This is a genomic window from Paenibacillus sp. FSL H3-0310 (assembly GCF_038002785.1).
Classification (GTDB): Bacteria; Bacillota; Bacilli; order Paenibacillales; family Paenibacillaceae; genus Paenibacillus_AQ; species Paenibacillus_AQ odorifer.
In genome coordinates, this window is record NZ_JBBODC010000002.1 from 1,392,301 (window position 1) to 1,404,574 (window position 12,274).

Here is a 12,274-nt window from a genome sequence, read left to right on the forward strand (position 1 = left end):
TAAGGGGCTAGCGTCTAAGCAGAATATCTCTGCTTGGATGCTAGCCCCTTTGCTATTAAGAAACCTTAAATCGTTCAATCAGAATTTGCAGCTTCTCAGCTAGGGAGGACAGGAAAGCTGCTGCAGACTCAACTTCCTCCATTGCGGCAAGCTGTTCTTCTGAGGAAGCGGATAATGTCTCTGCACTGCTGGCCGTCTGATTAGCGACATTTACTATATTCTGAAGGGTTGTAACGAGACGGTCGGAGATCAGCGAAAGCTGTCGAACCGTTCCTGAGATCTGTTGGCTTTGTGAGGCCATTCCCGAGACAGACATTTCAATCTCCGAGAAGGACTGGCCTGCCGTGGCAATCATTTCTCTGCCGTGCTCCATCTCTTCTGTAGAGCGTTTCATAGTTTCTCCTGCCTGATCCATCTGGTTCACGATGATGTTGACCAGTTGGCCAATTTGCGCAGCGGAATGGGCTGAGCGCTCAGCAAGCTTACGTACGGAATGGGCAACGACCGCAAACCCTCTTCCCTCTTCTCCAGCTCTTGCGGCTTCAATCGCTGCATTCAGGGACAGGAGATTGGTTTCTTCTGCGATGCTGGCAATAGTACCCACGATATTTTCAATTTCTTTGGAATAACCACCCAAGGTTTCAATAATGAGTGCTAGGTCGGTAATACTGTCACTTACGACTCTCATCTGCTGTGTGGTGGAATCCATTGCCTCACGGCCTGTACGTGCTTTATTAGCGTTGCTGACCGCATTATTCATCGCGTTATCTGCATTGCCTGCAATCTCTGTGATGAAACGAGATAGGTCTTGTACAGACTTATATTCACCCTCCATATTCTGCAGCTGCGAATTCGCGCTATCGGCAAGCTCAATCGTAACATTGACGCTATATTCACCGGCCCGGTTGGTTTCCTGCGCACTGGCGGAGAGCTCTTCGGAAGAGGAGGCTACCTGCATGGAGGTCTCATTGACCTCGGTAATAAGTAAGCGCAGGCTTTGGGTCATGTCATTGAAATTACGGGCTAATGTACCAATCTCATCCTTGCTGTTGAATAAAATAGGATTATGAGTAAGGTCGCCCTGTGCAACAAGATTGACCCCTTTGGACAGCTTGGTTAACGGACTAATCATTCGGCGGATTAACAGATAAGCTGCCACAATAGCTATAACCAGAATGGAAGCTCCGATAATAAAAGGCTGAACAATGATATCTTGAGTTCGTTCTTGAATTATGGAACCATCGAAATTAATAGCCATCAGCGCAACTATAGGTTTAGACGGATCATGATCCTGATAGATGGGGCCGTACCCTGTCTTAAGTGAGGTGCCTTCGTATGTATAAACCTTGGAGTAGGAGGAATGCTTATGCTCAGTAATCATTTGCTTATCTTCATCTGAAAAATAAAAAGTATCGCCTGCTTTATAACCTCTAGCTTGGAAGCTTGAATCTGCGGCAAGTACTTTTCCGTCTAAGGATAAGATGAATGCCTCTTTAAAAATAGCCTTATGTGCTACAATCCAACCGATTCGATCCTCTACAGCCTCCAGTTTACTTTGATCGCCTGCCAACAATGCGGAAATGTCTGCGGGGTCAATCAGGCCGGTTGTAATATTAGCGCATCCTACCAATTCGATACCTGCAGCTTCGTCTACTTGCTTATAAGCTGTACGGTATCCGAAAAACCCGATGGATGATCCTACAAGAAGTAAGACGACGAACATCATCCAAGTTAATTTAGTTGCTAATTTCATTCTTCGCACCAACCTTGACAAATTATGTTCTCAGTGATAATAGCTCTCACCTCTACGATTATATCGTATTGATATGCTTATAACCTTACATGGAATATAGTATTTCTGTGTCGGAAATTGGAGAATCATGGAAGTTTGCGCTTTCCATCATGCTTTCAATGGTTTAGTAGACAAAACCATTGAATCATAACCAGTTCTAATGGTACGCTTGAGTTATTAAAAACGGATTGGGGTTGAACAAATATGCCACATCAAATAGATCCGTTAATAGATCGTCTTGGACTATCCATGTGGAGAGTACAGCGTAAGATTATGTCTCAAATGTCTTTGCACAAAGAACTCGGACTTACGGTGCCACAGATGGGTCTGTTAAATATGATAGCGAAAGAAAAGAAGTCGCGGGTGGTACAGCTGGCAGAATGTATGGAGGTCAAATCCAGTGCAGTGACGGTGATGCTGGACCGTTTGGAGGCGCTGGGTTATATCAAACGTGAGCCGGATGGGAAGGATCGGAGAGCGGTTGTAGTGACGATCACCGAAAAAGGTCAGCAGGTGCTCGAAGAAGGACATTTCCGGTCCAAAGAACTGCTGGCGGAGCATTTATCCATACTGAAGCCCGAAGAACTACGCAACTTTGCAGAGTATTACCGTATGATCGAGGACCAGGAGCGTTAGTCAGCTAAGCTTCGGAATGGATATCTTTATAAAAAAACAGCAGAGCAGTGGTTCTCCATTATTGGAGAACCGCTGCTCTGCTGTTTTTGTTCGTTGGCTGCCTACGCCCTGTAATTTATTGTTTAGGTTGTTTGTCAGGCAACTGAGTGATATAGCTGTGGGAAAGCTGTAAAAGCCTCAAGGCACGGTTATATTCGTCTTCAGTGGCACTCGGCGTTGTTCCATTGTTATAAATAGAGTACTGAGTGTTGTCTTCAAAGCTGTTACCAGGAATAAGCAATCCTGAGCTGGCAATGAATGAACCAGAAGGTAAATAATATCGTTCTGGCAGCAAATTATAAGTCTGACTGAGTAGATCTTGACCAAAATATACGTTATTCTCTAATGAAATCCCAAGCAGACTGGCTGCGGTTGGCATGATATCCACTTCCCCGCCTACTTCGTCAATGGTCTGCGATGCTACGCCAGCACCTGCATGAATAAGCAGAGGGATGTTCATCATATCCGCATAACTGTATTCATGACCATAGATTTCAGTCATCAATTCTTTATCATCATGATCGAGCGAATAAATCGGCAATCCCATATGATCTCCATAAATCATGATTACACTATTGTCCCAGACACCATTTGCTTTAAGCTCTTCTACAAAATGTCCAAAAGCATCATCGGCATAGTTCTGGGAACGGATATAGTCACCAACAAAAGTACCTTCATAACGCTCCGGCAGCTTCATGCGGTATTTTTCTTCCGGAATAGTAAAAGGGTGATGCGCTGACATTGAAATGACTTGAGCGTAAAAAGGCTGCTCCTGTTGGTCCATTTCTTTTAGTTTATCGGCTGTCTTACTGTAGAGCGTATCATCAGAAGCTCCAAAGAAGAAGACATCATCTTCACCAAAAAATTTGCGGTCATAATAATGATCGAAGCCGAGGGAGTCATACAGCTCGCCGCGGTTCCAGAATTCTACGACATTGGTGTGGAAGGTTGCAGTCTGATATCCATTTTCTTTAAGCACGCGTGGCAGACTTGGAAGTACTTTATCCACATAAGACATCGTTGCCGCTCCACGTGGAGGGATGTAGAAGGAAGTGTTAACTACGAACTCTGCATCCGACGTATTCCCTTGGCCAACCATTTGATAGAAATTAGGGAAGTAAAGACTGTCCTTCATTACCTTGTTCAGGTTCGGTGTAATTTCTTGACCGTCTAATTTAAGGCCCAACAAGAAATTCTGGAAAGATTCCATTTGAAGAATAATAAGGTTCTTGCCTTTAGCGATGCCTTGAAGTGGAGAACTAGCCGCAGTATTAATCCCCTTCAATTTGTTGATGGCATCTTGTGTAATGTCACTTGAATCGACTAGCTCAGGCTCTTCTTTAGCGAAGATCGTATAAGCTTCATAATTAAGAATTCCCATTTCTTGAGCTTTCTTAATTTCGTTCATACTGGCCTTATTAGGCAAGATGTTGAACAAACATAAAGCAAGTGAGACTGCAAACAGAACACTATACTTAAGTTTTCCGCCACGGCGGTGGTTGATATTCTCTTTCTTATAGACCCGGCCTTTTTTATTAAAGAAGAAATAGACGCCAAGAATAATGATGTCTGTAAAAATCAGCAGGTAGTATGGATCCATTAGTGAGAATACGCTGTTGCTGACGGCGGTGACTTGATTCACCTGCTCCGCTGCATGGTAAGTCACAATAACACCGTAATATTTAAAATACATAATGGCTGCGAAGAAAATGGCTGTCACTAATAAATTTACGGTCATGTAATATCCGAGCTTGCGCTTGGAACCAAAACGTTCAATGATACAGAAGAGCGCCCAAGCAAAGGGGATTTCAGTTAATAATGATTTCCAGGGCAATATATCGTCAAAGATTACGCCCCATGCCAAGAAAGCTTTTAGAATAAAAATTATTGTGAAAAACACAAAAGGTTTAACGATCCACTGTTTAAAGTTAAAGGATGACACAGCTTCGCCTTCTTTCTACATGATAAAACGCCATTTCCCGGCTAGGAAGAAACAGCGCCCAGACAAAATAATTCCATAGTAATTAAATTTATTATGCAGGGCTGGCTATAGAATGTCAAAAATCGAGAACCTAAGTATAAGCTTAGTGGAGCGCGTAAAGTTGAACACAAAGGGTTGAAGCTGACGCTCCTGCTCTCATGCAGGGCTATACAACGAATTCAGGACTAAAACGGCAATTGGGAACAAAAAGGATATATGGATAATAAAAGGAGGTGATGCTGGATGAGCTCTACAGTAGCTTTATCAGTTAGAACTCTCGTTGAATATGTTTTTCGCAGCGGAAGCATTGAACCTGGCTTTCATGGAACGGGCGCTATGGTCGAAGGCACAAGAATTCATCAGAAGATCCAAAAGCAATATAAGGAAGGTGACCGCAAGGAGGTTTATTTGAAAACGGAGATTCCTTATGGAAACCTGCTTTATGTTGTAGATGGGCGTTGTGATGGATTGCTGGTCTCGGAGGATGGGAGCTTTACGGTCGAAGAGATCAAATCAACCTCCGGACTGCTGGATTTACTGGATGAGGGACATGAGGTTCATTGGGCACAGGCACTGATGTACGCATATATGGTAGCTCTGGAGCAAGAGCTTTCTTCTATTCAGGTTAAGCTTACCTATGTCCACCGGGCCACTGATGAGCAAAAAAGCTTGTACCGAACGTTGTCTTTTGAAGAACTGCTTTCATTTGTGAATGACACAGTGGCTAGATATGCTCCATACGCCGAGATGATGGTTCGTCATGATGCTAAGAAGGAGCAGAGTCTTCGGGAGTTGAGCTTTCCGTTCTCCTCTTATCGAAAGGGACAACGTCATTTTGCAGGAGCTGTATACAAGTCCGTCGTGGAAAAGGTCAGTCTGTTCGCTCAAGCCCCCACAGGTATCGGGAAAACAATGTCGACGTTGTTCCCTGTCCTTAAAGCGATGGGCGAAGGACAAGCTAAGGGATTGTTCTATTTAACGGCAAAGACAGTTACCCGTTTTGCCGCGCAGGAAGCCATCTCGCTGTTGCTAACGCAGGGACTTCAGCTGCATGTCATCACAATTACCGCTAAAGAGAAGGCCTGTTTTCTCGAAGAGGGGATTTGCGGTAAGGATTCCTGTCCTTATACGGACGGCTATTATGACCGGATCAACGACGCGTTGATGGATCTGTTAGAGCACGAGACGCTCATGAGCAGAGACACCCTTGCACTGTATGCTCACAAACACAAAGTGTGCCCGTTTGAGTTCTCATTGGATGCAGCTTATGCCTGTGATGCTGTGATCTGCGATTACAATTATATATATGATCCTCGCATCAGTCTGAAACGGCTTACAGAGGAAAGAAAGAGAGAAACGGTACTTCTAGTAGATGAAGCACATAATCTGGTAGACCGGGGACGGGAGATGTTCTCCGCCTCTTTGCTGAAAGCCCCTTTCCTGGAAATCCAGCGCCAATATAAAGAAATGAACCGGAATTTGAGTACAGCCGCTAAATCGGTGAATGCTTTTTTCATCTCCCTTCGCAAAATTTGCAATGAAGAGGGGCAAGGGCAGTGGGACTCGTTCCCGGAGGAGCTGCCGGCTTTGCTTGAGATATTTTCTTTGGAGGCGGAACAGGAGCTTATTCACCCGAGCTCCAGTATTGTCTCACTGAATGGGGAAGGAGAAGGGGAAAATGTCCTCTTGGATACCTATTTTGCAGTTCAGGGCATGCTCCGCACCTTTAAGACCTATGATGAACGCTACATTACCTATGCGGAGGTTCGTAGAGGGGATGTCTATCTCAAGCTATTCAATTTGGATCCCTCGCATCTGCTACGGCAGATGTCCAAGAGCTTTCGCAGTCAGATCCTGTTCTCAGCTACACTTTCTCCATTATCTTACTACCGGGATATGATTGGTGCAGCGGAGGAAGATTACAGTTTAACCGTGTCTTCCCCTTTTCAAAAAGAGCAGTGGGAAGTAACCGTCTTACCTGTCTCCACACGTTATCATGACCGGGAAGCCTCCCTAGTTCCGTTGACTAAAGCACTGAGCCAAATGGTCTCTAAAAAGGGCAACTATCTGGTGTTTTTTCCTTCGTACCTCTATTTGCAAAACGTATATCAGGCCTTTACGGAGAATTACCCTGAAATCCGGACATTGATGCAGGATACAGGCATGAGCGAGCTAGCTAGAGAAAAATTTTTAGCCGCATTTAGTCCAGATAATGACGAGACGTTATTGGGATTTGCTGTACTTGGAGGGATTTTTTCAGAAGGTGTGGATCTGCCAGGGGATCGCCTCAATGGGGTTATGGTTGTTGGCGTTGGCCTGCCACAGCTTGGTCTTGAACGCAATCTGCTGCGTCAATATTTTAATGCCAGAGGAAAAAATGGCTTTGATTATGCCTATGTCTATCCGGGAATGTGTAAGGTACTCCAAGCCGGAGGCAGGTTGATTCGCAGCGAGACGGATACGGGCATTATCGTGTTGGCGGATGACCGTTTTTTGCAGAGTCCATATATGCATTTGCTTCCCGAAGAATGGAGAGATTATCTTATACGCTCATAAGAGGTTATAATCTACGAAAGGGTATTCATAATCAATCGGCAGGAGGAAATAATATGACAATAAAAGTGGGTATTGTGGGTACAGGTTGGTTCTCTAAGGTACATGCTGATTTGCTGGCAGGGATGGCTGATGTCCAGTTGCGGGCAGTCTGTGGAAGCAGTAAAGCCAAAGGCGAAGATATGGCACGTCCATATGGAGCTGCTGGATATGGTGATATTACAGAGATGTTGGATGCGGAGAAGCTTGATGCTGTTTATATCTGTGTGCCTCCACAATCTCATGGTGCGATTGAACGTTCATTAATCAAGAGGGATATTCCTTTTTTTATAGAGAAGCCGCTTAGTATGACTACTGAAATTCCTGCCAGCTTGCTGCAAGATATTAAAGAACATAATTTATTGACCTCGGTAGGCTACCATTTCCGCTATCAAGAGAATGTTAATAGGCTCAAGGAAACACTACGTGGTGACAAGATCGGTATGGTCATGGGCCAGTGGATGGGCGGCATGCCGGGCGTAGCTTGGTGGCGTGATCAGGAGCAATCCGGAGGACAGTTCACCGAGCAGACCACTCATATCGTCGATTTGGTGCGTTATCTGGCAGGAGAGGTAAAAGAAGTATACGGCATGTTCGGAAATCGAATTATGCATGAGCAGCATGAAGGTGTGAGTGTAGCCGATGTAGGTACCGTATCTCTGAAGCTTGAGAATGGAATCATAGCTAATATTTCAAATACATGTGTGCTGCCTGATCCGGTAGGAAGTGTAGGTCTTAGTTTCTATAATGATCGGGGATTGCTGGACTGGAACCCGGATCGTCTCTTGGAAGTGCGAAGTGGCAATAGCACCGAATTTGAAAACACAGGAAATCCATATTTAGTGGAAAGTGAAGCTTTTCTGTATGCTGTACGGACAGGAGATCGTTCGCGTATTCTCAGTGACTATGAGGATGGATTCAAGACGCTTAAAGTAACTTGTGCGGCTTACGAGTCCGCACAAAGTGGACTTCCGGTTAAATTCTAAGTTCGGATTCTTAAAAAAAGGACATGCCGCCTTAGATGTGCTAATGAGACATGTCCTTGGCTCAAGCTGGGTTAGCCTAGTGGAGGAATATTGCGAGTAAAGCTGGCGCCACACCTATGGATAACAGCGCGGACAGAATCATCGCAATACTGGAGATGGTTCCGGTCAGTGAACTAAGCTCGAAGGCCTTGGATGTTCCTGTACCATGCGCAGCGGTTCCCAGCGATACACCACGCGCGATTTCATTGTCAATGCGGAAGATGCGGAGTACTGTAGGGCCCATCATTGTACCGAGTATCCCGGTAATGATGACGAAGACTGCAGTAATACTCGGTACACCGCCGATACTTTGCGAGATGCTCATAGCGATCGGTGTAGTCACCGAACGTGGAACCAGACTGGCTGCCAGATCGCCGCTGACATGCAGCCATTTGGCGAGCAGAATGGAAGAGATCACCGCTGTTATCGTCCCTGACAGCACGCCTGCCGCAATTTCGGCGGCGTGCTTTTTGAGCACCTTGAAGTTTTTATGCAAAGGGATTGCAAAGGCCATAGTTGCCGGTTGCAGCAAATCCGTCAGCCATTTGCCTCCCGCATTGTAAGAATCATAAGTAATGCCTGTGATGAGTAAGAAGATAATCATAAGCACGGGTGTAATGATCAATGGAGAGGTGTACACTTTGCCACTAGAAGCATAAATGCGTTTCGCCAGTAGATATACAGCAACCGTAAGACCGAAGAATAATAGAGCGTTTAACATGATCCTTTCCGCTCCTTTGCTTTGTAAATTCTACTGGTAAGTAATCCGGAACTGGCCATTACAACAATCGTACCCAAAATGACCACCGCGAGGATTCGTAAACCATCAGTTTCCAGAATATTGGCGTATTTCATTACGCCGATAGCAGATGGAATAAAGAACAGCAAGAGCTCAGCCAGTAGCCAAGAAGCACCAACTTCAACCCAATTCAGATGAATGACACCAAACTCAAGCAGAAGAAACAATATAATCATTCCGAGTATGCTTCCGGGAATAGGGATATGCAAAAATGGGGTTACAGCATTGATTAGTAATGAGAATAGGGTGAGTCCCGCTACCTGCAGCAAGCCTATAACAATCTTTTTCATAAGGCTTCGCTCCTTTCATGATAATGAAAGTTTACATCAATTGTTTTCATAGGTAAAATGAATAGATTGAATAAATGACATTCCTTTTGTCTATGGATCGGAGGTTGGAAAATGGATATCCGACAATTAGAATATTTCGTCCAAGCAGCACGAATGAAAAGCTTTACTCGGGCTGCCGAATCCTTATATATTTCACAACCTACGATCAGTAAAATGATCCGGAATATGGAGATCGAGCTGGAGGCTGATTTGTTTTACCGTGAAGGGAAAAGTGTCCGGCTTACAGATGCGGGGGAAATTCTGTTCACCAAAGCGCAAAATATCGTGGAGTCGTTCGCCAGCTTGTCTTCTGAGCTGGATAGCTTACGAAATTTGGAGCAGGGCCACATCCGCATCGGTCTGCCTCCAATGGTAGGAGCGAGCTTTTTTCCTTCGGTGATTGGTCAATTTCATAAACGTTATCCGCAGGTTACTATTCGTCTGCATGAGGATGGCGCGAAAAAAGTGGAGGAAGATGTAGAAACGGGCTTGTTGGATATCGGAATGGTTGTGCTGCCTGTAAATACAGCCAAACTTCATTGCTTCACCTTTGTTGAAGAGAAGCTGAATCTTATTTTACCTGTTGGACATAGATTGGCCGAGGCAGACCTTGTTCCGTTAAGTGAACTAGCCGAAGAGGAGTTTGTGCTGTTCCGGGAGGATTTTACGCTGCATGATCGGATTATTACGGAATGTGTGAAGGCGGGATTTCAGCCTAAGGTTATCTATGAGAGCTCCCAATGGGACTTAATTAGCCGTATGGTGGCTGCCGGAATGGGAATCGCATTGCTGCCAGAAACCATTTGCCGGGATATGGATCGTTCACGATTGGTCGTTGTGCCTTTGACGGATCCGGTAATTCCGTGGCAGCTTGCTATGGCGTGGCGTAGAGACCGTTATTTATCTTTTGCGGCACGCGAATGGATTGCTTTTGCAAAGGGACTTTTGCGAGAACAGTATCCAAATGAGCTCCCTGACGAACTTGCGGAGGACTCTGAATAAGTAGTAATTCCGTTTTTGTTAGAAGCTCTACAATTTTTCTTTTTTTTGAAAATATGTTTTTTGGTATCATGACTTATGATAGGAGAAGATGTTGATAGAGAGAAGGAGAGAGATGTGACACAAAATCCAAATTCCTCCAAGAATAATCATAGAAAAGATTATAAAGAAGATGAGCTACTTGTAACTATAGAGAGTCTTAGATGTGAATTGCTGGAGGTTGCAGAGCAACGCAGTCTTAGTGACCGTGCTGTTCTAGAGCTCAGTGAGCGATTAGACAGCTATATTTTGCTGGCACAAAATAAGATGATGGAAAATTTGCGCAACCGGAAAGCCGGCATTACATCCTATAGTAGAAGTTCCAAAACCGCCATCACTGTTAGCTAAACTACCAACAACATAGAATTATAATACTATGAAGATGTTACTGATCTAGAGGAGCGTATTAGGCTCCTCTATTTGTCGTACAATCTATTTGTTGTACAATCCATAACTTTCACCTATAATGTCAATTAATAGAATCTTTTCAAGTCAAACTTTGGGGGTGCCGAGTGGAGGGAAAGTTAACAACTATACGCTCAGAAATTGAGAAAAATTTGTCCCGCTCCGGCCATAATCTCGCCTCATTTTCAAAAATTTGTGGCCTGAATCGAGGCAGCCTCAGTGCAATTCTGCATGGAAATCCGCCGAAGCCTATGTCCTTGGGACAAGTAGATGCAATTATAAAAGCCTTTGGTTTTCCAGAAGGTTGGTTATATCCTCTATATGTTGATGAATGCTTCAATGATGAGAAGGTCTCACGCCGTAGAGTGGAGCCTTTTTTGATTCGTTGTGCTGAATTGGGCAAACAGCCTTGTATTGAGGACACTTTAAGCAGATTACTGGAATATCCGAAGTCTCTGGATATCGTTTATTCGGTAGCTGATAAATTGTTTAAAAAAGGTAAAATAGATGAATCGATATTTTTTTATAAAGTTGTAGCTGAGAATGAGTCCGACAGTTACTCGGAGCGGCTCGCAATAAGTCATTATCGTATTTTTAGAGCCATTTTATCAATCGTCGATTCAGACGAGAAGTTACATGCAGTTATTACTTTTGAACCTTTCAGGAATCGTCTACCAGAAAATATGCAATTGGATGGTCTCTTAACTTTGACACAGTTATGTTTCGATCTTCGTCGATGGAATAAAATGGAGTCTTTCGCTGATGAGCTAAGAACGCTGGCTAATGCTGTTTACCGCGAGCAACTGCGAAGTAATGTGGATAAACGTAAGGAAGTTCTTCATACGGAACGTCCATTAGTGGTTTATTACGGTCATGGGTATTTGCTTAAAGCGATTTCGCTGACCAAGCAAGGTAAATATGAAGAAGCCAAAAAGTATACTGCAGGCTACGCAGATCTTGGCTGGTTTGAAATGATGAACGAAGAAGGTCGTCAGGCGGTAGAACAATTTCGGTTATTCGCAATGGGCAATGGTTTCACAATTGAGTTGTTGATGGGTAATGTGGATGTTCTATCTTCCTACGCGGCCTTTTTAGCAGATCACCCAGGTGAAATCTTAGCTGGACTTATAACTATTATGGATGCTGCTAATCGTTACGGGTTCTCTGCTGACAGTGTACTTACACGATTCTCACGAGAAATGTTGAGGTTTGAAGGGTTCCAGGAGCCTAATAATGTAGATCGCGTATTTCGTTTGTACTATCAAGTAGCAATCTATGAAATAAATAAGCAATGTTATAGCACAGGTGTAGATTATCTTCTGAAATCTTTGGAGTTATCTATAAAGCAAAACAACGGAAAAGATTTCATTAATTGTATAACCTTATTTGAGACGAGCAGGGATTACGCTACTGCTTCTCAACAGGATAAATATAGAGAACTAGTAAAGGGGGTGAGAAAAAATGAAAAAATCACTGTTGATGATGGTAAGCGTGTTAGCATTGTTTAGCTTCATTATCATTGGACCTGTGGGCTCTGGAAGTAATGGAGGCATTACAACCTATGAGCACGGAGCTTGGTTCTAAGGGATGAAAACATCTATTCAATCCTTAAAATACAGAGCAATACATAAACCGATA

Annotated in this window: 10 protein-coding genes; 6 read left to right on the forward strand and 4 right to left on the reverse strand. The window is 44.0% G+C overall.

Going from position 1 to position 12,274, the window contains the following annotated elements:
• Nucleotides 1-55: 55 nt before the first annotated feature.
• Nucleotides 56-1,753, reverse strand: coding sequence for a methyl-accepting chemotaxis protein (locus MHH63_RS25630; protein ID WP_341172224.1), 1,698 nt, complete (start codon nucleotides 1,751-1,753; stop codon nucleotides 56-58).
• A 243-nt stretch (nucleotides 1,754-1,996) separates the two neighbouring features.
• Here MHH63_RS25630 and MHH63_RS25635 point away from each other — a divergent pair, with 243 nt between their 5' ends.
• Complete coding sequence (locus MHH63_RS25635; RefSeq protein WP_081391781.1) at nucleotides 1,997-2,428, forward strand: MarR family winged helix-turn-helix transcriptional regulator; 432 nt, start codon at nucleotides 1,997-1,999, stop codon at nucleotides 2,426-2,428.
• Nucleotides 2,429-2,543: 115 nt separating this feature from the next.
• Here MHH63_RS25635 and MHH63_RS25640 read toward each other — a convergent pair whose 3' ends face one another.
• Nucleotides 2,544-4,409, reverse strand: coding sequence for an LTA synthase family protein (locus MHH63_RS25640; RefSeq protein WP_076124004.1), 1,866 nt, complete (start codon nucleotides 4,407-4,409; stop codon nucleotides 2,544-2,546).
• Nucleotides 4,410-4,691: 282 nt separating this feature from the next.
• Here MHH63_RS25640 and MHH63_RS25645 point away from each other — a divergent pair, with 282 nt between their 5' ends.
• Together MHH63_RS25645 and MHH63_RS25650 are read left to right on the forward strand one after the other, a co-directional pair.
• Nucleotides 4,692-7,004, forward strand: a complete 2,313-nt coding sequence (locus MHH63_RS25645) for a helicase C-terminal domain-containing protein (protein WP_341172225.1) — start codon at nucleotides 4,692-4,694, stop codon at nucleotides 7,002-7,004.
• 53 nt (nucleotides 7,005-7,057) lie between these two features.
• A complete protein-coding gene (locus MHH63_RS25650; protein WP_341172226.1) occupies nucleotides 7,058-8,026 on the forward strand; it encodes a Gfo/Idh/MocA family protein in 969 nt (322 codons plus the stop codon).
• A gap of 76 nt (nucleotides 8,027-8,102) precedes the next feature.
• On the opposite strand, the gene MHH63_RS25655 is transcribed toward MHH63_RS25650, so the two are convergent.
• Nucleotides 8,103-8,786, reverse strand: coding sequence for a CidB/LrgB family autolysis modulator (locus MHH63_RS25655; RefSeq protein ID WP_076123999.1), 684 nt, complete (start codon nucleotides 8,784-8,786; stop codon nucleotides 8,103-8,105).
• Nucleotides 8,780-9,154, reverse strand: coding sequence for a CidA/LrgA family protein (locus tag MHH63_RS25660; RefSeq protein WP_076123997.1), 375 nt, complete (start codon nucleotides 9,152-9,154; stop codon nucleotides 8,780-8,782). Before MHH63_RS25660 ends, MHH63_RS25655 begins: the two co-directional genes overlap by 7 nt.
• Before the next feature lie 111 nt (nucleotides 9,155-9,265).
• Here MHH63_RS25660 and cidR point away from each other — a divergent pair, with 111 nt between their 5' ends.
• From cidR to MHH63_RS25675, 3 genes are all read left to right on the forward strand, one after another.
• A complete protein-coding gene (cidR, locus tag MHH63_RS25665) occupies nucleotides 9,266-10,195 on the forward strand; it encodes a cidABC operon transcriptional activator CidR (protein ID WP_076278300.1) in 930 nt (309 codons plus the stop codon).
• Between the two features lie 114 nt (nucleotides 10,196-10,309).
• Nucleotides 10,310-10,579: an aspartyl-phosphate phosphatase Spo0E family protein gene (locus tag MHH63_RS25670; protein WP_076099698.1), complete on the forward strand. Its 270-nt coding sequence runs from the start codon at nucleotides 10,310-10,312 to the stop codon at nucleotides 10,577-10,579.
• A 164-nt stretch (nucleotides 10,580-10,743) separates the two neighbouring features.
• Entirely contained in the window at nucleotides 10,744-12,144 is a 1,401-nt protein-coding gene (locus MHH63_RS25675) for a DNA-binding protein (protein ID WP_076123994.1), read from the forward strand.
• Nucleotides 12,145-12,274: the final 130 nt, after the last annotated feature.